The sequence below is a fragment of the Ralstonia sp. 22111 genome, from assembly GCF_052045895.1.
Classification (GTDB): domain Bacteria; phylum Pseudomonadota; class Gammaproteobacteria; order Burkholderiales; family Burkholderiaceae; genus Ralstonia; species Ralstonia wenshanensis.
On the sequence record NZ_JBQEPR010000001.1, the window covers coordinates 832,296 to 854,309 of the forward strand.

At 65.4% G+C, this 22,014-nt stretch carries 19 protein-coding genes; 11 read left to right on the plus strand and 8 right to left on the minus strand.

Annotated elements, in window-relative coordinates; all coding sequences use genetic code 11:
- The first annotated feature begins 100 nt into the window (after nucleotides 1-100).
- On the plus strand, nucleotides 101-490 hold the full coding sequence (locus ACTJK4_RS03915) for a hypothetical protein (RefSeq protein ID WP_232042074.1): 390 nt from the start codon (nucleotides 101-103) through the stop codon (nucleotides 488-490).
- A 19-nt stretch (nucleotides 491-509) separates the two neighbouring features.
- Complete coding sequence (locus tag ACTJK4_RS03920) at nucleotides 510-1,325, plus strand: hypothetical protein (protein ID WP_232042075.1); 816 nt, start codon at nucleotides 510-512, stop codon at nucleotides 1,323-1,325.
- Here ACTJK4_RS03920 and ACTJK4_RS03925 read toward each other — a convergent pair.
- Complete coding sequence (locus tag ACTJK4_RS03925) at nucleotides 1,315-2,103, minus strand: DUF1045 domain-containing protein (protein WP_440816143.1); 789 nt, start codon at nucleotides 2,101-2,103, stop codon at nucleotides 1,315-1,317. The two genes, ACTJK4_RS03920 and ACTJK4_RS03925, sit on opposite strands and share 11 nt — an antisense overlap.
- Before the next feature lie 8 nt (nucleotides 2,104-2,111).
- Nucleotides 2,112-3,287, minus strand: coding sequence for an alpha-D-ribose 1-methylphosphonate 5-triphosphate diphosphatase (locus tag ACTJK4_RS03930; RefSeq protein WP_440816146.1), 1,176 nt, complete (start codon nucleotides 3,285-3,287; stop codon nucleotides 2,112-2,114).
- A gap of 169 nt (nucleotides 3,288-3,456) precedes the next feature.
- Between ACTJK4_RS03930 and ACTJK4_RS03935 the strand changes: the two genes are divergently transcribed.
- Together ACTJK4_RS03935 and ACTJK4_RS03940 are read left to right on the plus strand one after the other, a co-directional pair.
- On the plus strand, nucleotides 3,457-6,180 hold the full coding sequence (locus ACTJK4_RS03935; protein WP_316868394.1) for a sensor domain-containing protein: 2,724 nt from the start codon (nucleotides 3,457-3,459) through the stop codon (nucleotides 6,178-6,180).
- A gap of 150 nt (nucleotides 6,181-6,330) precedes the next feature.
- Nucleotides 6,331-7,743 (plus strand): methyl-accepting chemotaxis protein, encoded by a 1,413-nt coding sequence (locus ACTJK4_RS03940; protein ID WP_440816150.1) that lies wholly within the window; start codon nucleotides 6,331-6,333, stop codon nucleotides 7,741-7,743.
- Nucleotides 7,744-8,289: 546 nt separating this feature from the next.
- Here the strand turns inward: ACTJK4_RS03940 and ACTJK4_RS03945 are convergent.
- From ACTJK4_RS03945 to ACTJK4_RS03960, 4 genes are all read right to left on the minus strand, one after another.
- On the minus strand, nucleotides 8,290-9,612 hold the full coding sequence (locus ACTJK4_RS03945; protein ID WP_440816153.1) for an MFS transporter: 1,323 nt from the start codon (nucleotides 9,610-9,612) through the stop codon (nucleotides 8,290-8,292).
- A gap of 169 nt (nucleotides 9,613-9,781) precedes the next feature.
- Entirely contained in the window at nucleotides 9,782-11,140 is a 1,359-nt protein-coding gene (locus ACTJK4_RS03950) for an amidase (protein ID WP_440816156.1), read from the minus strand.
- 29 nt (nucleotides 11,141-11,169) lie between these two features.
- Nucleotides 11,170-11,847, minus strand: a complete 678-nt coding sequence (locus tag ACTJK4_RS03955) for a DUF2848 domain-containing protein (protein WP_440816158.1) — start codon at nucleotides 11,845-11,847, stop codon at nucleotides 11,170-11,172.
- A gap of 45 nt (nucleotides 11,848-11,892) precedes the next feature.
- Nucleotides 11,893-12,615: a GntR family transcriptional regulator gene (locus tag ACTJK4_RS03960; protein WP_147216420.1), complete on the minus strand. Its 723-nt coding sequence runs from the start codon at nucleotides 12,613-12,615 to the stop codon at nucleotides 11,893-11,895.
- 176 nt (nucleotides 12,616-12,791) lie between these two features.
- Here ACTJK4_RS03960 and ACTJK4_RS03965 point away from each other — a divergent pair, with 176 nt between their 5' ends.
- From ACTJK4_RS03965 to ACTJK4_RS03975, 3 genes are all read left to right on the plus strand, one after another.
- A complete protein-coding gene (locus ACTJK4_RS03965; RefSeq protein ID WP_440816161.1) occupies nucleotides 12,792-14,057 on the plus strand; it encodes a flavin-dependent oxidoreductase in 1,266 nt (421 codons plus the stop codon).
- A 48-nt stretch (nucleotides 14,058-14,105) separates the two neighbouring features.
- A complete protein-coding gene (locus ACTJK4_RS03970; protein WP_440816164.1) occupies nucleotides 14,106-15,239 on the plus strand; it encodes an ABC transporter substrate-binding protein in 1,134 nt (377 codons plus the stop codon).
- A 73-nt stretch (nucleotides 15,240-15,312) separates the two neighbouring features.
- Nucleotides 15,313-15,828, plus strand: a complete 516-nt coding sequence (locus ACTJK4_RS03975; protein ID WP_260802986.1) for a MarR family winged helix-turn-helix transcriptional regulator — start codon at nucleotides 15,313-15,315, stop codon at nucleotides 15,826-15,828.
- 73 nt (nucleotides 15,829-15,901) lie between these two features.
- Here ACTJK4_RS03975 and ACTJK4_RS03980 read toward each other — a convergent pair whose 3' ends face one another.
- On the minus strand, nucleotides 15,902-16,243 hold the full coding sequence (locus ACTJK4_RS03980) for a hypothetical protein (protein WP_147216428.1): 342 nt from the start codon (nucleotides 16,241-16,243) through the stop codon (nucleotides 15,902-15,904).
- Between the two features lie 343 nt (nucleotides 16,244-16,586).
- Here ACTJK4_RS03980 and ACTJK4_RS03985 point away from each other — a divergent pair, with 343 nt between their 5' ends.
- On the plus strand, nucleotides 16,587-17,801 hold the full coding sequence (locus ACTJK4_RS03985) for an HD-GYP domain-containing protein (RefSeq protein ID WP_440816167.1): 1,215 nt from the start codon (nucleotides 16,587-16,589) through the stop codon (nucleotides 17,799-17,801).
- 15 nt (nucleotides 17,802-17,816) lie between these two features.
- Here ACTJK4_RS03985 and ACTJK4_RS03990 read toward each other — a convergent pair whose 3' ends face one another.
- Entirely contained in the window at nucleotides 17,817-17,978 is a 162-nt protein-coding gene (locus ACTJK4_RS03990) for a hypothetical protein (protein ID WP_260802985.1), read from the minus strand.
- 229 nt (nucleotides 17,979-18,207) lie between these two features.
- Here ACTJK4_RS03990 and ACTJK4_RS03995 point away from each other — a divergent pair, with 229 nt between their 5' ends.
- From ACTJK4_RS03995 to ACTJK4_RS04005, 3 genes are all read left to right on the plus strand, one after another.
- Nucleotides 18,208-19,194 (plus strand): DUF6685 family protein, encoded by a 987-nt coding sequence (locus ACTJK4_RS03995; protein WP_232042087.1) that lies wholly within the window; start codon nucleotides 18,208-18,210, stop codon nucleotides 19,192-19,194.
- Between the two features lie 105 nt (nucleotides 19,195-19,299).
- Nucleotides 19,300-19,716 (plus strand): hypothetical protein, encoded by a 417-nt coding sequence (locus tag ACTJK4_RS04000; protein WP_440816170.1) that lies wholly within the window; start codon nucleotides 19,300-19,302, stop codon nucleotides 19,714-19,716.
- An 86-nt stretch (nucleotides 19,717-19,802) separates the two neighbouring features.
- Nucleotides 19,803-22,007, plus strand: coding sequence for a TonB-dependent receptor (locus ACTJK4_RS04005; protein ID WP_260802984.1), 2,205 nt, complete (start codon nucleotides 19,803-19,805; stop codon nucleotides 22,005-22,007).
- Nucleotides 22,008-22,014: the final 7 nt, after the last annotated feature.

Consider the following 22,014-nt stretch of genomic DNA (forward strand, 5'->3'; position numbering starts at 1 on the left):
GCGCCGTCGCCAACATGCCAGTGCGCGTGTCACCGGGATGCGTTCAAAACGAGGCTGCGCTTTCAGCCAGCCCAAACGACCCATAGGAAAGGAGCTTCAGATGCCGTACAAACGTCTTACCCTCGTGGCAGCGGTCGCTGCCGTAGCAGCCATCGGCACCGTAGCCCACGCGCAGACTGACCAGAAGAAGTTCGACCCGTATACCCAAGGCGCAAAGGTCGGCGACAAGTTCGATCCGTACCAGCAGGGTGCGAAGGCCGGCGACAAGTTCGACCCGTATTCGCAAGGCGCCAACAAGAACGACAGCACGGCCAGCGCTCTGAACCCTGGCGCCCAGCCGGCCAATGTCGAGAAGGGCAAGTACGACACGTACACTCAGGGCGCCAAGGCCGGTGAGAAGTTCGATCCGTATAGCCAGGGTGCGAAGGCCGGCGGCAAGTTTGACCCGTACAGCGAGGGCGCCAACAAGAAGGACGCGCCCAAGCAGTAAGCCCGTGCCGATCGGGTTCATGAAGACGCTGATGCATCGCCCGATGCATCGGCGTTTTTCTTTATGGAGCGCCGCCGTAGCCGTGGCCGCGATTGCACTGGCGTTGCCTGCGCAGGCAGCAGGGCTATGCTCCGCGCCTTGGGTGCACGACGGCAGCCGCGTGCGCCTGGACGGCAACGGCAAGACGCCGATGATCGTGGAGTTCACCCTGCACGACGTCAATCGCGACATGCAGGACGGCTGCGAAATCGGCCTGCACATCTACGCCAAATCGGGCTTGGTGGCGCTCGGTGGTCGGCCCATCGAGACGGTGCAGGAGCACCAGCTGTTGGTGGACGAGGCTGGCGTGGTCACGCGCATCGTCAGCATCAACGGCCGGGTGTTTGCGCAAAGCGAACATGCCGATCTGGTTGGCACCGTGAGCACGGCCATTTCCGGCATGTTCCTGTACGGTGCCGGCCTGGCGCCCGAAGCGCAGATGCTGCCGGGCGATACGTACGAATCCAGCTTCGATTTCGATGTGGTGTCGCCTCGGCTGGGGATCTCCGTCGGGCGCATGCAAGCCGAGCATGCCAAGGTGGAGGTGTCGGAGCGAGAGGTGGGGCCGCCGCAGCCGATGGACACTGTGGTCGGCCAGTTGCAGTGCCGGCCGATCCGCTACACGCGCACGGCGCGCCTCGGTGTGCTGCGGTTGGGCAATGAAACGCTCGAGCCCGACCCCACCGTTGCCCACATCACCGATTGGTACTGCCCTGAAGCGGCCGTGGTGATGCGCCAGGAGGTTGAGCAGCACGGCCAGACGCAGGTGATCGACGTGGTCGAACTCAAGCGCTGAGCGCGCTCTGCGCAGCGTCGAAGTCTTCGACGCTCCCATCAAAGCGGTACACACGTGCCACGTTGAACGGCGCGTCGGGCGCCGCCTGCGAAAACAACGCGATGTGGTCGATGGGCATGGCGGCCGGCAGCACCACGCGCGATGCTTCCAATGCGCGGTAGCACGCGAGCTGCTCGGCATGGTCGAGCCGCCCGGTCAGCGTGATGTGGAACGTGAACGTCCCAAACACATACGGATAGCCCCAGCGCGCTAGATGGCGCTCCTGCGCATCCGACAGGCCTGCACGACGGCGCCGCGCGAGTTCAGCAGGCGGGGGCGGTGCGCGGAAGGCATCGAACTCGGCGACGCACGCATCGGCGAACGCGTGGAGCGTGTCGCGCGCAGGGTCGCCATGACGCAGCCGCCAAGCGAGAAAGCCGCGCAGCGTCTGCAAGGCCGGCTCGATTGTGAAGGCGTGCTGCTGCTGCGCGAAGCGGCGCAGCGCAGCGTCCAGTTCGACGACCGTGCGATTGCCTGCCAGGCGGAAAGGCGGTTTGAACGTGGCGTGCAGGCCGTACTGGCGCGGCGCTTCGGTCCAGCGGTCGAGCGTGGCGAGATCGATACCGGCCTCGCTGACAAACGCCTCGCGCTGATCTGCGGGGATGGCGGTGTTGGAGCGCACACAGCGGCCCAGCCAGCGCGTGCCCAGGCCGTACCAAGGCTCGGGCGGCAGCAGGTAGAGCGCGTACCGCCAGGCTTCCAGTATCACTGACGGTAAAGGTGCCAGCGCTTGCTCCATGGCGCTGCTCAGCCGATCAGCGGCAACTGCCCGGCGGCATGGCGCAGTCGTCCGCCCACCACGGCCGCCACCACGCGCGGCAGCCCCGGGCGGCGGTCATCGACCACGATGGCATCGGCTCGCAGCCCTGTTGCGAGCGTGCCGCGATCCCTCAGTCCTGCGGCTTCGGCCGGGTTGGCCGCCACCAGCGCCCAGGCCTCTGCCAGCGGCACCACGCCGCGCTCGGCCAGCTTGAACGGGGCGGCCAGCAGTGCGGGGTAGTAATAGTCGGAGGCCAGCACGGTGCCCAGGCCCGCGGCCACCATGGCGGTCGCATCGGGTGCGCCGTGATGGCTGCCCCCGCGCACGACGTTGGGCGCCCCGAAGACGATATGTCCACCATGCGCGCGCGCCGCCTGCGCAACATCGGCGGTCAACGGAAATTCGGTGACGGTGCAGCCGTGCGCGTGAAACGTGTTGCGCGTGGCAATGTCGGGTTCGTCGTGCGATGCCATGCAGATGCCGCGTTGCTGCGCTGCCCGCGCGAGCGTGCCGGTCACCTCGGCGAGCCGTGGGGCGTTGACTGCGGCGGCATTCAGACGGGCGAGGAACGTGTTGATGTCGCACTCGGCCCGATCGGCGTATTGTGCGAGCTTGCGCGCGTCGCCCAGCTTGTCGCGCATCCCGGGCAGGTGATCGTTGAACGACAGGAAGTGCACGCGGCCGGCGTCCATCCAGGCGAGCGCATCGGCAACCCCGTCTGCGTGGTGCAATTCGAAGCGCAGGTGCATCAGGTGCTGGGCCCCCAGATGCGGGCGCATGGCGTCTAGGGTGTCCAGCATGCGCAGCGCGTAGGGGCGGCCGCGCAAGCCGCCTTCCCAGGAATAGGTCACGCCGTGGAATTCGGTGGTGATGCCGCAGGCCAGCAATTGGCCGTCAACGTCGGCCAGGGCGGTTTCGTAGGGAAAGGCCACGCCGGGGCGCGGCATGACCGCGCGTTCGAAGGCATCGCCGTGCAGGTCGACGATGCCGGGCAGGACGAGCAGGTCGCCGCAGTCGATCATGCCGCGCGTCGGGTTGGCGTCACAGGCGGCAATCTGCCCATCGCGAAATTGCACGGCAGCTTCCGCCAGCCCTGCGGGTAGCAAGGTACGTCGCGAAATCAAGCCGGCCACGTGGCCGACGGAAGACGAAAACGATTGCATAAGGCCGAGGTGCGAAAAGTGCGCAGAGACGTCGTGCGGGCATTGTGCCGCAACTGGCGTGCCGCTTATCCGCACATCCGCCATTTGCCCCACCCTGAAGAGGGGAGGGCCAGCCAAACGCCTTAACTTTCCCGACACATTGGTCGATATCTTGAAAAACAACCCAGATATGGACGCCACCTCTGCTGAGCGGCCTGACCGTCCCGAACCGGATGTGATCGATCAGGACAGCCCCAGGCCCTTACCGCTCGCTGATGACCGTTACGAGGCGCTCGTCCGGCAAATGCCGGATGCGCTGTACATCGTGGCGGACGACATTATCGTTTTCGTCAACGAGGCGGGCGTTCGGCTGTTTGGCGCGCAAACGGCGCGCGACATCGTCGGCCACGAGCTGGACGAGTTCGTCCACGACAATTCGACGCACCTCGCACGCCAGCGCCGGGAGTGGATGGTCACACACGGCGCAGGTTTGCCGCCCGTCGAGCAGACCTTGCTGCGCTGCGATGGCACGCCCGTGGAAGTCGAGGTGCTTTCGGCGCCGGTGCAGCTCGGCTGGCGCACCGCCATCCAGGTGGTGGCGCGCGACATCACGCAGCGCAAGCAGGCCGAACAGGCTCTGCGCGAATCCGAAGCCAATTACCGGGCACTGGCCGCCGAAACCGCACGCGCGAAGGAGTTGCTGCGCTGCGAAAAGACCGTGCTGGAACTCAGCTCGCGCAACGTGCCGCTCCCTGACCTGCTGGCCGAAGTCTGCCGGCTGGTGGAGGTACTGCTTGATGACGGCGCGATGTGTTCCGTCCTGCTCAGCGGTGACGGCGAGCACATCACGCAGGCCGTGGCCCCATCGCTGCCTTTCATCCTCTCGCAGTTGCTGGTTGGGATCGCGCTCGGCCCTTCAGTTGGTTCGTGCGGGACGGCCATGTTCCTGAACAAGACCGTGGTGGTGGAAGACATCGACGCCGACCCGCTCTGGGATGGCTACCGCGACATCGTTGCGCCGCTGGGCCTGCGCGCATGCTGGTCGACGCCCATTCGCGGCGACAACGCGCAGATGATCGGCGCGATGGGCATCTACTACGACACCCCGCGTGCGCCCACGCGCGACGCCATGGGGCTGCTCGACGGCATTACCGACATCATCGGCGTGGCCGTGCAGAAGGCGCATATCGCCCGCGATCTGCAAGAGAGCGAAGAACGCTACCGGCTGGCCGTCGACAACCTCACCGAAGGCATCGTCGTGCAGGCAGCCGACGGCACCATCCTCGCGTGCAACCCAAGCGCACGCCGGATTCTTCGGGCGGGCAACGTGTCGCCCGTCGGCACCAGCCATCTGACGCTGATGCGCCGTTCGTTGCGCGAAGACGGCAGCGAGATCCCGCTCAATGAACGCCCAACGCGCGTGGTGTTGGCCACCGGCAGGCCGCTGCTCGGCTTGACCGTCGGCCTGGAGCTGGTGGATGGCGACATTGTGTGGGTGCACGAAAACGTGCTGCCCATCGTGCGTCCCGGCGACGACGCCCCGTCGGCCGTGCTCATCTCGTTCAACGATATTGGCCCCGCGCGTGCGGCCCAGCAGCAGCTCACGTTCCTCGCGCAGCGTGATGCGCTCACCGGCTTGTACAACCGCGCTTATTTCTCGCAGCGCATGCAGGCCGTGATGGAGCAGGCGGCCAGTCAGCCCAACGAGGCACGCCAGGTCGCTGTGCTGTTCCTGGATCTGGATGGCTTCAAGAAGGTGAATGACACGGCTGGCCACGAAGCCGGTGACCACCTGCTGCGCATCGTCGCGCAACGCCTGTCGGCCTGCGTGCGCCAGAGCGATACGCTGGCGCGCCTGGGCGGCGATGAATTCGTCGTGCTGCTGGATAACGTGCGCTCGTTGGGCGAGGCGGAGCGTCTGGCCAAGCGCATCGTCCATTCCATCGCGCAGCCGTTTTCGACGAGCGGCACGGAGTATTACCTGGGCGCATCCATCGGCATTGCGGTGTACCCGGAACACGGCAACGATGCCGCCACGCTGCTGCGCTGTGCGGATGCCGCCATGTACAACGCCAAGCAGAACGGCCGTAACCAGCATCGCGTGTACACCGCGCGCTTGTCGCAGCGTGCGCAGCGCCGCTTCCAGCTGGAATACCACCTGCGCCGCGCGCTGACAGCGGGCGAGCTGTCGCTGCGCTTCCAGCCCATCGTCGATGCCACGTCGATGGACATCGTCGGCGCTGAAGTGCTGCTGCGCTGGCACAGCACGGAACTGGGCGAGGTGTCGCCCGCCGAGTTCATCCCCGTGGCGGAAGACGCCGGCCTCATCGGCGACATCGGCGAATGGGTGCTGGCGCAGGCGTGCCGCCAAGCCGCGCATTGGCGCGCCACCTGCATGCCCGAATTCTTTGTCGCCGTGAATTTGTCGCCGCGCCAGTTTGGCGAGGGGCTGGTGCCGACCATCTCGCGCTGCCTGACCGAGGCCGGCTTGCCCGCCAGCGCGCTGGAAATGGAGATCACCGAAGGCTTGCTCATGCGCGACACCGCCGCCGTGATGCCGATGCTCGACGCGCTCACGGCGCTGGGCATTCGCATCTCGATCGATGATTTCGGCACGGGGTATTCGTCGCTGTCGTATCTGCAGCGCTTCCCGATCGACAACCTGAAAGTGGATCGCTCGTTCGTCTCGGGCATTCCGCGCCACCGCGATTCGGTGGTGATCTCGCGCGCCGTGGTCGCGATGGCTGCGTCGCTGGACATGACCGTCACGGCGGAAGGTGTCGAGACGCTGGAGCAGGCCGAGTTCCTGCAAGCCGCCGGGTGCGACAAGTTGCAAGGCTTCCTGTTCGGCCCCCCCATGACGGCCGCCGCCTACGAGGCCCGGCTGCGCCGCGATCGCTCGGCACAGGCTTAGTGCTGCGCAAGGCGCATGTAATGCCCGCGTAAGCCGGTGCGGGTAGCGTCGCTCAAGCGCGCACCGCTCGCGCCGATACTCCCCGTAGAGGGTTTGCTTCGCCATCAGCGCGAGCGCACAAACAACAACGACATCTGGAGACAACCGCACGTGAAGCCATTCGTCTGGGGCCGCGGCCCGAAAGCCTCTCCCGACCTTGTAGCCCGCATTGCCGAAGAGGCCGGCCGCGTCGGCATGGGCATCTGCGAGGTCTCCGGCAACGTGGAAGACGTGGCCGTGCGGCTGCGCCGGCAGGCCGACGTGTTCGACCAGTTGCGCAACGCAGCCGATGTCACCATGCGCGGCAACCACGACATCGCCGTGGCCGCGCGGCATGCGCGCGAAGTCGCATCGCATGCCAGCGAAGAGGTGAGCGGCTCACGCGCAACGGTCGATGCATCGCTGCGCGACATTCGCGAGCTGGCCGTTGGCGTGGCGAGCATGGAGCAGCAGATTGCTGCACTGCGCGAAGCGCTGGTCCAGGTGGCGCAGGCGGCCGAGCAGATTTCGCAGATTGCCAAGCAGACCAATCTGCTGGCGATCAACGCGGCCATTGAAGCTGCACGCGCCGGCGAATCGGGCCGCAGCTTTGCCGTGGTGGCGGGCGCGGTGAAGCAGCTCGCGGGCCAGACCGCCGAAGCGACGCAGCGTATCGAAACCACCTTGGCGGATTTGTCCGGCCAGACCGACAAGCTGATCGGCGACAGCAGCGCCAACGTGGCGCGCGCCCAGCGCGTGGATGCCGGCACGCAGGCGATTGGCGCGGTGATCGGCGTGGCGGGCGAAGCCATCGCGCGCTTCGACGTCGAGGCGACGAGCATTGCCGAATCCACCGCCGCCATTGAAGGCGAATGCGCGTCGCTCGCGCGTGAGGTGGATGCCATGGCCGAGGGCGTGAAGCAATCGAGCCACAACATCGACAACGCGCAGCGGCAGCTGTCTGGGTTGCTAGGCGCGTCGGAAACGTTGATCCGGCTGACGGCTTCAACCGGGGTGCAGAGTGCCGATACGCCGTTCATCGAAGCGGTGCAAGCGGCGGCCGGCAAGATCAGCGCGCTGTTTGAATCGGCGCTTGCGCGGGGTGATATCACCGAGGGCGATCTGTTCGACCGCACCTATGCGCCGGTCCCGAATACCGACCCGCCGCAGCACATGACGCGGTTTACGGCGTTCACCGATCGTGTGCTGCCGGCGGTGCAGGAGCCTTTGCTCCAGCTGGATCCGCGCGTGGTGTTTTGTGCGGCGGTCGATACCAATGGCTATCTGCCGACGCACAACCTGAAGTTCTCGCAGCCGCAGGGTAGCGACCCGGCCTGGAACGCTGCCAACAGCCGTAACCGCCGGCTGTTTACCGATCGCACGGGGCTGGGGGCGGCGCGCAATACCGAGGCATTCTTGTTGCAGACGTATCGTCGCGATATGGGGAACGGGACGTTTGCGATGATGAAGGATGTGTCGGCGCCGATTTACGTCAAGGGCCGGCACTGGGGTGGCGTGCGGATGGGTTACAAGGTGGCCGGTTAAGGTCCGTAACGCCGTCGGTGGGGTTCCGAACTTCTCTGATGGGGTTCGGAACCGCATTCGTGAGGTTCAGAACTGCATGTGTTGGGTTCGGATCTTGGGGCCTTGGCGTTTGGAACGCCATGAATGGGGTTGGGGACCGCTTTGGGCGAGTTCGGAACCTCATCGGTGAGGTTCGGGACTGCGTTGATGGGGTTCGGAACGTCGAGGGGTGGGGTTTGGGACCTCGCTGGTGGGGTTTGGAACCTTGCTGGCGGGGTTTTTGGTGTTGATGGTGCATCCCTTGTTTCGTCCCCTGCCGGGGCCGACTTACTTTCTTTGTCTTGCCAAAGAAAGGTAAGCAAAGAAAGGCGCGCCCGAGATGGCGACTTCCCCTTGAATTTATGTCGCAGGGAGGGGCAGGAGGCAAACTCGCTGCGCTCAGACAGGGCTCCTTCCTTTTTCCTCCCTGCAACAGAAATTCAAGGCGCCATCTAGGGCAGGAACGTCAACGGCCAAACCATCGTAGTGCGTGCGGTTGCGCCACGATGGTTTGTTTGCTGTTGGTGCTTAGTGTTTGCGGGTGCCCAGGATGACCAGGACGGCGGCGCCCAGCTCCAGTGCGGCTACGAAGTAGAGGCCGGCGGAGAGGTGGCCGGTGCTGGTCTTCAACCAGCCGATCATGTACGGCGCGACGAAGCCTGCAAGGTTGCCGATGGAGTTGATGAGGGCGATGCCGCCTGCGGCTGCGGTGCCTGCCAGGAACACGGCCGGGATGGACCAGAACACCGGGAACGCGGCGAGGATGCCGATGGCGGCGACGGTGAGCGAGATCAGCGCAAGCGCCGGCGAGCCGAGCATTGCGCCTGTTGCGACCAGGCCGGCGGCTGCGATGACGGCTGCAATGGCGCAGTGCATGCGGCGCTCGCCGGTGCGGTCGGAATGCGCGCCGTTCCAGACCATCGCAATCGTGCCGGCGATGAACGGAATGGCCGAGATCAGGCCGATGTGGAAATTGCCCTGCACGCCAAGCTCTTTGATGATCGACGGCGTCCAGAAGGCGATGGTGGCGTTGCCACTGACCACGCAGAAGTAGATGGCCGCGCAGATCCACACGCGGGCGTTGGCCAGTGCGGCGCCAAACGAGGCGTGCTTGGCTGGGTCGCGGTTTTCCACTTCAACGGCGCGCACGACGGCGTCTTGCTCGGCGGCGGAAAGCCACTTCGCCCGACGCGGCGTTTCGGGCAGCCACGCCAGCACGGCAAAGCCGGCCAGCACGGACGGAATGCCCTCCAGCAGGAACAGCCATTGCCAGTTGGCGAGGTGGCCCACGCCTTCCATGCGGCTCATGATGAAGCCGGCAACAGGGCCGCCCACCACGCCCGCAATCGCAAACGAGGTCATGAACAGGCCGTTGATGCGCGCACGGTGTGCGGAGGGAAACCAGTACGTCAGGTACAGCACCACGCCCGGGAAGAAGCCCGCTTCAAAGATGCCCAGCAGAAAGCGCATCACGTAGAACGAGGTCGGCGTCTTCACGTAGATCATCGCCATCGAGGCCAGGCCCCACAGGATGGTGATGCGCGCGAGCGTCTTGCGTGCGCCGATCTTTTCGAGCAGCAGGTTGCTCGGCACTTCAAACAGGAAGTAGCCGATGAAGAAGATGCCGGCGCCCAGGCCGTATACCGCTTCGCTGAACTGCAGATCCTGCAGCATCGACAGCTTGGCGAAGCCGACATTGACGCGGTCGATCCACGCGAGGATGAACAGCACCACCAGGAACGGCACCAGCCGGTACGCAATGCGGCGGTAAGTCACATCCAGCTCGGTGCTGGGGAGTGGGCGGCTGGCCGGGTCCGTCGGGGTGGCCGGCATGGCTTGGGTTTGCGACATGGTTTCCTCCAATAGCGTGTGAGGGCGCCGGCGTTCCGTGTGCTGCTGTGCTTTACGAAACGCAGGCATGAGTTGGGCCCGGCGCGTCTGCTGCGCGCCTTTTTTTGGCTTGGCTTGGGGAACCGCCCGCGTGGCCCGGACGCAGGCGGCGAATGTTCTGGCTAGTCGATCAACGCAGGGCAGCCTCCACCGCCCGGCCGACGCGCAGGATGCGCGCGTCGTCGTTGGCGAGACCGCAGAGCGACAGGCCGACCGGCAGTTCACCGGCAGCGTGTACCGGCAGCGTCAGCGCGCAGCCGTCGAGGAAATTGATCACGCTCGGATTGCGCAGCGCGAGGGCGTTGACGCGGAAGAACGCTGCGTCGTCAGCCTCAAGCGGTGCGACCTCGGGTGGCACGATGGCAACCGTCGGCATCAGCCATGCATCGAAGTTGCCCAGGCGCTTGCGTGCGGCGGCAATCATGCGCACGCGTGCGTTGATCACGTCGATGTATGCGGCTGCGCTCATCTGTTCGCCACGGCGGATGCGCGTGGCGACGCGCGGGTCGTACTGCGCTTCGGCACGCGCGAGCAGCGAGCGATGCCATGCCCAGGACTCCGCCGCCGAGAAGCCGCCGCCGCTGTTGATGTCCGGCAGTTGCAGCAGCTCGGGAAACTCGAAACGCACGATGTGTGCACCGGCACGTTCGAGCCGTTCAACGGCGCGGTTGAACGCGACGGCGACCGTGTTGTCGAGGTCTGCGCCTACAAAGTCCTGCGTGATGCCAAAACGCAATCCGGCCAGCGGCACTGCGGTGGTATCGCATGCGTCGTTGCCGGACTCGCCGCTCAACACGGCATCGACAATGGCACAGCAATCGACCGAGTTGGCGAGCGGGCCGCCGGAATCGAGCGACGTGGACAGTGGCACCGCGCCCGTCATCGGCACACGGCGCGCGGTGGGCTTGAAGCCCGTCAGATTGCAGAACGCAGACGGAATGCGGATCGAGCCGCCGGTGTCGGTGCCCAGTGCCGCCACGGCCATGCCGCCCGCAACGGTGACGGCACCGCCCGAGGTGGAACCGCCCGCCGCGCGCGCGCCGTCTGCCGGTGTGCGCGGCGTGCCGTAGTGCGGGTTCAGGCCCAGACCCGAGAACGCAAATTCGCTCATGTTGGTGCGGCCGAGCAGCACGGCTCCGGCTGCACGCAGGCGTGCCACGGCAGCCGCATCGGCAGTGGCGCGCGGCTGGTCGGCCAGGGCGCGCGAGCCGGCTGCAGTCACCTGGCCGGCCACGTCAAACAGATCCTTGATCGACACCGGCAACCCCGCCAGCAGCGAAGGCACGTTGCCTGCTGCACGCGCGGCATCGGCGGCGCGCGCCATGGCCAGCGCGGCTTGCACGTCGATGCTCACGTAGGCGGCACCGCCGGCGGCGCGATGCGATTCGGCGCGCTGCAGCGCGGCTTCGGTCAGCGCGACGCTGGTGGTGCGGCCGGCAGCCAGGTCAGCGGCCAGCGAGCGGATCATGTTCGGGCGGGGCGTCATCATGCGGTGTGGTCTCCGTGGGGTGGGGCGCGTCAGCCTTCAACAGGCAGCGTGTCGACAGCATAGCGATGGCGCAGCTCGGCCCCCGACACGGGGTCGATCAGGGCCATGTCGAAGGCCTCGCCAAAACCGAGTTCGCCGATGATGGGTTGCGTGCCGCAGAACATGGCGGTGCCCACCGGCAGCGTGTCGTTGCCGGTGTAGCGGCGGATAAGGTCGCGCGGGTCGAGCATGCGCGTGACGCCGCCTTCCTGGTACAGCGCGGTCTGGCCGTCGCGGGTGCGCCAGGTCTTCATCTGCAGGCTGTCCCAATGGTCGGCCAGCGCTTCGAAGCGCCACACGTCGCGGCTGACGGGCTTGGCGCACATCTGCTTGGAGACCGTCACACCATAGGCTTCGACCTTGCGGTCGGTGTGGTCCGAGCCAATGCCGACCAGCAGGCCCATCGGCGTGGAATACAGCACGAACTCGGCTTCGCCGGACGAATCGGCGCCGGGAATTTCCACGGTGGCATCGGTGGTCAGCAGCGAGGCCGACACGCGGTAGAAGCACGGCACGCGCGCCGGACGCGCCACGCCGATCGCTTCAAGCTCAGCAATGTGGTGTTCAACGGCCTGCGCATCGCGGCCGGTCCAGCCGGCAATGACAAGGTGGTCCACGGTCACGTCGATGGGGCCGTGGCCAATCAGGTTCAGGTGCAGCGTGGTCATGCGGAATCCGGAAGAGACGGGGAAAGCGAACGGGGGAAGTCGGGATCAGAGCGTGCGGATGATCGTGCGGCGGAACTCGTCGATGTGCTCGCGAATGGCTTCGCGCGCCGCGGGCACGTCGCGGCGCTCCAGCGCGTCGAGCACGGCGAGGTGCTCGTCGTAGACGTTCTGCAGGTGTTGCGGCTCTGACAGCGAGAGGAACCAGAAGCGCGCCTGCTTCTCGTGCAGGCCACGCAGCAGTTCGGCCAGCACGCGGTTGCGCGAGGCAGCGGAAATGGCGAGGTGGAACTTGAGGTCCAGCGCGGCCAGCGCGGCAATGTCGCGGTGCTCGATCAGTGCGGGCGATGCATCGACGATGGCGCGCATGGCTTCGAAATCGGCCGGATGGGCGCGCTCGGCGGCCAGCGTCACGCACAGGATCTCGTTGGTGGCGCGCACCTCGATCATGTCGAGCACGTCGTTGAGCGACAGCGGCGTCACCAGCACGCCCTTGCGCGGCAGGATCTGCACCAGCCCCTCCACCTCCAGCCGATGCAGCGCCTGGTGGATGGGCGTGCGGCCCAATCCCAGAATCGTGCCGAGCTGCGCTTCGTTGAGCGGCTCGCCGGGGCGGAATTCGCACGCCATGATGCGGCGCTTGATCTCGTTGTAGGCGAGTTCACGCATGGCGGCGCCCTTGGGCGCGTGCGCCGCAGGTTCAACGGCAAACGGTGCAGACGCGGGCGACGGTGTGGAAGCACCCGAAACCAGCTTGATGGGACGCGACATTGGGGCGGCCTCGAATCTCGTAAAAGTCGAGTGATGGTATTGTGATATCTCACAGAGCGTCAAGCGGTCAACGCGCCGCATTCAGCCGCCTTCGTCTAGGTATTTGCCCTGATATGTCGCCCGCAGGATGCCGTTGCGATTCGTTATAGACTGCAACAAATTTCAGGGAGACAGCCATGAAGATCGCCATCATCGGGGCGGGCATCGGCGGCCTGACGCTCGCGTTGATGGCCGAGCGCCAAGGTTTCGAAGTCGAAGTGTGGGAGGCCGTGCAGACGCTGCGGCCGCTGGGTGTGGGCATCAACCTGCTGCCGCACGCCGCGCGCCAGTTGTGCGAACTGGGGCTGGAAGACACGCTGAGCGCGCTGGCGATTCGTACCTCCGCGCTGGCCTATTACAACCGGTTCGGCCAGCCGATCTGGCACGAGCCGCGCGGGCTGGCCGCCGGGTACGACTGGCCGCAGTTCTCCATTCACCGTGGCGAATTCCAGATGGCCCTGGCCGACGCTGTGGTTGAGCGGCTCGGTGCGGATTGCATCCGCCTGGGTCACAGCTTCGAGGCAGTCCAATCGACGGGCGAGAAGGGCGGCCCCGTGCGATTTACGCTGCGTGATCGCACCAACGACACCGTTGTCGAATCCTCGGCCGATGTGCTGGTCGGCGCCGATGGCATCCACTCGGCTGTGCGCCGGCACTTCTACCCGACGGGCGATGCGCCGCGCTTTGCGGGCCGCATGCTGTGGCGCGCCGTCACCGAGGCCGAGCCGTATCTCGATGGCCGGACCATGTTCATGGCGGGCCACCAGGACCAGAAGTTCGTCGCCTATCCGATTTCAGAACCGCTACGCCAGCAGGGTCGCTCGCGCATCAACTGGATTGCCGAGCTGCGCGTGCCCGACGAGGCGCCGCCGCGCAGCGACTGGAACCGCGAGGTCGACCGCGCGATCTTCCGCAGCGCCTTCGCCGATTGGAAATGGAGCTGGATCGACATTCCGGCTTTGATCGACGGCGCACAGGCTGTGTACGAATTCCCGCTCGTCGACAAAGACCCGCTGCCGCGCTGGACCTTCGGCCGCGTCACGCTGCTGGGCGATGCGGCGCATCCGATGTATCCGATCGGCTCGAACGGCAGCGCGCAGGCCATTCTCGATGCGCGCGCGCTGGTCGATTGCCTGCTCGCCTCGCGCGACACCGGCGTTGCCCTGCGCGAGTACGAGGCAGATCGCCTGCCGCGCACGGCCGGCATCGTGCTGCGCAATCGCCTCAACGGGCCGGAGCAGGTCATGCAGCTCGCACATGAACGCGCGCCCCGAGGCTTTGCGCGCATCGATGACGTGATCCCGCGCCCGGAACTGGAAGGGATTGCGATGCGCTACAAAAAGCTGGCCGGATTCGATCCGCAGTCGCTGCGCGATCAACCCCCCATGCCCGGCCGCGCCTGAAACAGCCGTACGTTCACACGCCAAAAACCAAAAGAGGAGAGGGGCCCCATGACCATCCGCCGCACCATCTGCGCCGCTGCTGCGCTGTTGCTCGCCACCGCTGCCCATGCCGACATCGTCGTTGGTGTGAGCCTGTCGACGACAGGTCCGTCGGCGTCGCTCGGCATCACGCAGAAGAATTCGCTGGCGTTCTATCCGGACACCATCGCCGGGGAAAAGCTCCGCCTCGTGGTTGTGGATGACGCCTCCGACCCGAGCACCGGCACGCGCCTGGCGCGCAAGCTCGTGACGGAAGACCACGTCGACATCATCGTTGGCTCGTCGGCGGTGGCGCCGTCGATTGCGATTGCCGAAGTCGCCACCGAATCGCACACGCCGCAATTGGCGTTGGCGCCGGTCGAGCTGAAAGCGGGCAAGGGCGATTGGACCTATCGTCTTGCGCAGCCGATCTCGCTGATGGCCGAGGCGATTGCCGCGCGCATGGCGGCGTCTGGTATCAAGAACGTCGGCTTCATCGGCTTTGCCGATGCGTACGGCGAGAGCTGGCTCAAGGACTTCACCGCCGCTGCCACGCCGCGCGGCATCAAGATCGTCGACGTGGAGCGCTATGCCCGCGCAGATACCAGCGTGACGGGGCAGGTCGCCAAGCTGGTCAGCATCAAGCCCGACGGGATCCTCGTGGCCGGTGCGGGCACGGGCGCCGCGTTGCCGCACACCGCGTTGCGCGAGCGCGGCTATGCAGGCCCGATCTACCAGACGCACGGCGCGGCCACGAAAGACTTGATCCGCATCGGCGGCAAGGCGGTTGATGGGGCCATCCTGCCGGCGGGCCCAGTGATCGTGGCTGAGCAGTTGCCCGACAGCCACCCCAGCAAGAAGACCGCGCTCGAATATGTGACGCGCTATGAGAAGGCCAACGGCCCCGACACGCGCACGCAGTTCGGTGCCCATACGTGGGATGCACTGCAGGTGCTCCAGCGCATCGTGCCGGTGGCGCTCAAGAAGGCCAAGCCGGGCACGCCCGAATTCCGCCAGGCGCTGAAGAGCGCGCTGGAATCGGAGCATGACATCATCGTTTCGCACGGCGTGCTCAACTACACGGCCACGGATCACTTCGGCTTTGACGCACGCGGCCGCGTGCTGCTGACCGTCGACCACGGCAAGTGGAAGTTGTTGAACTGAAACGCACACGCGTGCATGGCCGGCGGGCGCATCGCCGACGATAATCGAGAGGTCTTTCACCGTCGACACCGCCATGCCGCGCACGCCCAAAGCAGACGACCTGTATCCCGCCGTGGCCCCTTCGGGGCACTTCAATCCGCATCTGGCGGACGTGGAGTATGGCGCGCTCGATGGGTTGGTCGGCTATGCCGTGCGGCGGGCGCAGCTACACATCTACGAAGATTTCGTGCGCTCGCTGCACGCGTGGAACATCACGCCGCCGCGCTTCTCGGCGATGACGGTGATCGCGCATAACCCAAATCTCAAGCTGACCGAACTGGCCAATATCCTGGGCGTGGCGCGCTCCGGGGCGGTGTTGCTGGTCGATACGCTGGAAGACATGGGCATGGTCGAGCGCCAGCCCGCGCCCAAGGACAAGCGCGCCTTTCGGCTCGTGCTGACCGCCAAGGGCGCGACCACCCTCGACGACATCACCCGGGCCGTCACAGCGCACGATGCCCGCGTAACGGCGCATCTTTCCAAGGATGAACGGCACACGCTGCTGGCGCTGCTCAACAAGCTGGCCTCGGGGCCGGATTCCGCTTCCTGATCTGCAGCCGGTGCGTGCAATGACAAGCGGCCCGAAAGTGGGCCGCTTTGCTTTGGTGCGAGGTGCGAGCGCTTCAGCGCTTGTTGGCGTCGATGGCCTTCTGCCAGAGGTCTTTGTCCGGCGGATACAGCGAGTCGAAATACTCGCGCAGCGCGCAGATTTCCTGGACGATCTCGAACGGAAATCCCTGGCGGCCGCCTCGATCGTCAATCTGCAGGCTGTTCAGGTAGCGCCGGCAGCCGATGAAATCGGCCCACTTGGCGGCGATTGTGTTGATGATGCGCGGAAACTTTCGGCCGAGTTCGATCGGCCGCACCTCGTCGGGCAGGGACGCGAGCCACCGGATGGCGTCGCGGTTGAGCGCGAAGTCATCGGCGTTCTGCTGCTTGCGTTGGGAGGTGGGATCTTGAGTCATGTCGGATGCGCATCCTTGAAGTCTAGTGTACCCCTCCCGCGCCGGGCTGCCAGCCCGACAGGCGAGGGTCTTGACGCATCACCTGTTTGATTCGACCGCCGCCACAGCCAGTGTCCCGCCGTTTGCTTGCCAAGGCTGCGGTATGCCGCGCGCCGCCGAATCCACATTTGCCTCAAGTTTTGCTCAGGCTTGCCGATAAGCCAAGCGCGGTTTGGCGCGCTGATGGACCAGAGCATCCACCAGCGTAAAGCGCCTAGACTGCGAAACACGAGCCAGTGTCGGCTGGCACGCCGCTCCCCTAATTCAATCAAAAAACCGGACTTCGAGCCGAGGTAGGCAGGGTATGAAGCGAATCGATGCGAGCCAATTGCGGGTCGGCATGTTTGTAATGAAGCTGGGTGGGTCCTGGCTCAAGCATCCGTTCTGGCGTGCGCAATTCCAGTTGTCGCACCAGGGCCAGATTGACGACATCCGCCGCGCGGGTATCACCGAGATCTGGATCGACCCCGAGCGCGGCGAAGACGTCATGGTAGAGACGCTGATGCCCGCGCCGGCCCCGGCACCCGCGCCCGAGCCGCTCACGCGCGAGACCGTGGCTGCGCGGCCGCCGATCACGCCCACGTCGCTCAAGGAAGAGTGGAAGCACGCCCAGCAGCTGATGCAAAACGGCAAGGCGACGCTGGGGCACATGTTTTCCGAAGCCCGGATGGGGCGCGCGCTGGAAACCGAAAAGGCGCTGCTGCTGGTGGACGACGTGTCGAACTCCCTGGCACGCAACTCGTACGCGCTGATTGCCCTCGCGCGCCTGAAGAACAAGGACGACTACACCTACCTGCATTCGTTTGCCGTTTGCGCACTGATGGTGGCGCTGGCCAAGACGCTGGGCTTGCCTGAAGACGAGATCCGCGAATGCGGACTGGGCGGGCTGGTGCACGACATCGGCAAATCGGCCATGCCGCGCACGCTGCTCGACAAGAGCACGGCGCTGACCAAGGACGAACTGGCGCTGCTGCAGACCCACGCCGTGGGCGGCCATCACCTGCTGCAGGGCACCGGCCAGTTCAGCGAGATTGCGCGCGAGATCTGCCTGCACCATCACGAGCGCATCGACGGCAGCGGCTATCCTGACGCCCAGAAGGCCGAGGGCATCAGCCTGTGGGCCAAGATGGGCGCCATCTGCGATGTGTACGACACGCTCACGTCAAGCAGCCCGTACCACCATGCATGGTCTCCGGCGCAGGCGTTGAAATACATGATGGCGCGCACCGACACGCAGTTCGATCGCACCGTGTTCCAGGCCTTCACGCGCAGCGTAGGCATCTACCCGGTGGGCACGCTGGTGAAGCTGCGCACCAACCGGTTGGGCGTGGTGGTCCACCAGAACGAGGCGTCTGCGCTCAAGCCGGATGTGGTGGTGTTCTATTCGGGTAACACCAAGACGCGCGTGCGCCCCGAGCGCATCAGCCTGGGCAAGTCCGACGACTCTATCGTCACCGTGGAAGATGCCACCACGTGGGGTTTGTCGGACGAGGAAGTCTCCGACATGTGCCTGGTCTGAGCCGCGGGCGGCCATTCAGACGTTCTCCACGGGTGGCTCATTCTGCTCGGCAGGATTCGGGCGGGTATCGCGTGGCACCAGCGGGTCGCCAGGCTTGCGCTTGGCGGGCTCGGGCTGGGCTTTCGGATTGGCGGGCTGCGTCGAATCGGTTTCTGAACGATCTGGCTGGGTGGGCATCGCGGTCTCCTGATTTGCGGATGCCTCTCTTCCAGCATGTCGCGCGCCTGGCAAGTCCCCACGTTTCATGTGTATTTTTCTTAACACGGACTTCAACAAACTTCATGGCACACCCCTCTAAAGTGGGGTACGTTTGAGTCGTTGGTTTTTACATTGCTGAACAATCGCCACACATTTAGAGCGACGTCGGCAATCCGCAAACAAACGATTCAGTCTTCCGGGGGGTGACATGAACGTTTCCAATCTGCTGCATGCGGCGTCGAACTGGGTCGTCCAGTCGCGCGCTTTCAATGTCACGCAATCGGTGGCGCACCACCGCACGCCCAGCGATGCGTTGGCGCACTGGAAACTCGATATCTGGCACAAGAGCGTGCCGTTCCTGTTCGAGGGCGGCCTTGCCGAGCCCGCGCACCAACTGTTTCCCAAGCATCTGGCGCATGCCGAATGGGTGGACGAGCTGCACCACCATCTGAGCCAGCTCGTGGGCGTGCGCCGGGAGCACTGCAAGATCGACATTCGGGCGGTGACGGGGCTTGCGCAGTCGCCGTGCTCGGTGCATTCGTTTCCGAGCATGCTGGTGTTTGCGCATCAGCATTGCCGCCGCATTCCGCACAGCACCGATGCCGACTTTGCCGCCAACCGGCGCCACGTATTCCGTTACGCAGATCAGGCCAACGTGTTTCGCGCCTACGACTTTGCCGGCGGCGAGCTGTTCTACATGAATGAGTGGGGCGCGCACCATTTCGCTGCGCTGGCACTGCAGGCTCGCACGCAGAACCGTGAGCTGCTGGTCGATGCCGAGGTGCGCCACGCGCGTTCTGCGCTGGGGTTGCGTCGGCTGCTTGACGGCTTCTACGTGATCGGCGCGCGGCGGCAAGGGCAGCAGCGCTACGGCACGCGTTTGTCGGAAGCGCTGGCCAGCCACCAGGTGCCGCATCGCTGGATGCATGGCCGCCGCGAGGCCGAAGGCTTTGAGCTGTGCTTCCTACCCAAGTCGGATCGCTTTGCCAATTGCGTCGGCGAACAGCTCGTGCGCGACGGCTGGTTCGACTACGGCGCCTGGCTGGCCAGCCTGCACGATGCCACCGAGGTAGGCGCCCCGGCGCAGCGTGCCGAGGCCGCTCGCAAGACGCGCCCGAACTGGAAGCGCGTGCAGGTGCCGAGCCTGGGCGTGCCGACGGGTCTCATGCCGGGCTTCGCGCACACGCGTTTGTAATACTGGGGCGCTACGCTTGCGGGCTGTTCTGCCCCTCCACCTGACGGATTGCTGAATCAGGCGGCTGGTGTCAGAATTCGCAACTTAGTTGCATTGAGGCGCGCAATGTCGAGTGACATCGTGCGTCTGCATCTGCGCCCAACCTTGCGTTCCTTCCGCTCCTCCTTCCTCCACCTGCGTTGGCTGGCTTGCCTGCTGGCGGTGTTCCTGCTGTTTGGTCAGCAGGGCGCGCTGCGGCATGCGCTCTCGCATTGGAGTGAACTGAGCGAAGGGACTGCTCTCCAGTTCAACGCTGCCGCCACGGCCAAGCCGGCCGGCGCTGAGCGCAGCCAGCCCGCGCAGGAGCACGCCGCGTGCTTGCAGTGCGCAGCCTATGCTGCGCTGGCGGCTGCCTTGCCGATGCTGGTGGCGCTGCACCTGGCGCATACGCGGCGCTGGCACTTTCCGCGCATCGGCTTTCATGCGGGCGCGCCGGTCTTTCCGGTGGCCGTCTGCTCGCGGGATCCTCCATTCCGCCTTTGATTCCTGCCTTGCCCCTCGGCCCGCGCGTTGTGTTGACGCATGCGCGGGCCGCTGCTTAACGCATCCGCTCGATTCAAAGGTCTTTCATGATTCCGTTCCAGCCCCGCAAGCTGGTGATGGCGCTTGCCGCCGTCCTGCCGTCCGTCGCCTCGGTTTCCGCACTGGCTCAGCAAGCGACGCCGCCGGCGTCCACGTCCGCTACGCCCGCCACGACGGCACCTGCTGCACAGCCGAAACCGGCCGCCACCAATGTGCGCGACCTCAGCGAAACCCGCGTCACCGCCAAGCGCCTGGACGCCGCACGCAATGCGCTGTCGCCGGATACCGGCAGCTCCGTCTACAAGTTCGACACCGATGACATTGCCCGCCTGCCGCTGGGCGATGCCACGCCGCTCAACCAGGTGCTGCTGCAGGCGCCGGGCGTGGTGCAGGATTCCTACGGGCAACTGCACGTGCGCGGAGACCACTCCAACCTGCAGTACCGCATCAATGGCGTGATCGTCCCCGAGCCGATCAGTGGTTTCGGGCAGATGCTCGACACGCGCTTCGCCAACCAGATCAATGTGCTGACCGGCGCGCTGCCTGCACAGTACGGCTACCGCACTGCCGGCATTGTCGACATCACCACCAAAGGTGCTTCTACCGACGAGGATGGAGAGCCGAAGGCCTTTGGCGGCGAGATCGGCACCGTGCTGGGCAGCAATGCCACGCACGAGGTCAATGCGCAGATCCAGGGCACGAAAGACCGCTTCAGCTACTACCTCTCGGGCGTGTTTGCCGAGAACAACCTCGGCATTGAAAACCCCACGGGCAACCGCAACGCCACGCACGATCACACCACGCAAAACAAGTCGTTCGGCATGCTGTCGTATCTGCTTGATAACGACAGCCGCGTGAGCTTCATGTTCGGCACGTCGAACGGCCGTTTCCAGATTCCGACGCGCCCGGGCCTGACGCCGCAATTCACGCTCGATGGCGCGGTGCCGCCGGCTTCGGAGGCGCTCAACGCCAATCAGCGTGAGAAGACCGACTTCCAGATCCTGACGTATCAGCAGAAAGTGTCGCCCAAGCTGGACTACCAGGTGTCGATGTTCCGCCGTGCAAGCCGCATCGATTACATGCCCGATCCGATCGGTGATCTCGTCTACAACGGCGTGGCCGCCGACATCACGCGCCGCAACGAGGCCTACGGCGTGCAGGGTGACGCGAGCTACAAGCTCACCGACAAGCACACGCTGCGTGCCGGCGTATTCGTGCAGCGCGAGCGCTACGTGGCCGACAACACCGCCAGCGTGTTTGCCGCCGACAGCACCGGTGCGCAGACCAGCACCACGCCATTCACCATCGTCGACAACCACAGCGGCAGCGGCACCACCATGGGCGTCTACCTGCAAGACGAGTGGAAGCCCACCGACAAGCTCACCGTCAACTACGGCGCACGCTACGACCGCGTCAACACCATCGTCAGCGAGCAGCAACTGAGCCCGCGCCTGGGTATGACGTACGACCTGACGCCGCGCACCCGCGTCCATGCCGGTTACGCGCGCTACTTCACGCCGCCGCCCACGGAGAAGTTCGATACCACGTCGGTGCAGGCCTTTGCCGGCACGACCAACGCGTTGCCGTCGGACGCCAACACGGCCGTCAAGTCGGAGCGTTCGAACTACTTTGATCTGGGAGTTTCGCACCAGCTCACGCCGCATCTGACGCTGGGTCTGGATGCGTATTACCGCGACGTGCGCCATCTGCAGGATGAAGGTCAGTTCGGCAACGCGCTGCTGTACTCGGCATTCAACTACGAGCGTGGCCGGATCTACGGGCTGGAAGGCAGCGCGAACTATCGCAACGGCAACTTCGGGGCGTATCTGAATCTGGCCGTGTCGCGCGCGCAGGGCAAGGGCATCGAAACCGGCCAGTTCAACTTCGGTGCCGACGAGCTGGCCTATATCAACAGCCATTGGGTCAACCTCGATCACGACCAGCGCCTGACCGCGTCGGCAGGCGTGTCGTATCGGTATTCCGGCACGACGTATACGAGCGACGTGCTGTTCGGTACGGGTTTGCGCAACGGCTTCGCCAACACCGAGCACCTGCCGGCCTACTGGCAGATGAACCTGGGCGCTGCCCGCGATTTCAACCTGCCGACGCTGGGCAAGTTCAAGACGCGCCTGATCGTGCTGAACATCTTCGACCGCAGCTATCAACTGCGCGACGGCACGGGCATCGGCGTGGGTGCGCCGCAGTTTGCGCCGCGCCGTACGTTCCTGCTGTCGGTCAGCAAGCCGTTCTAAGCAAATC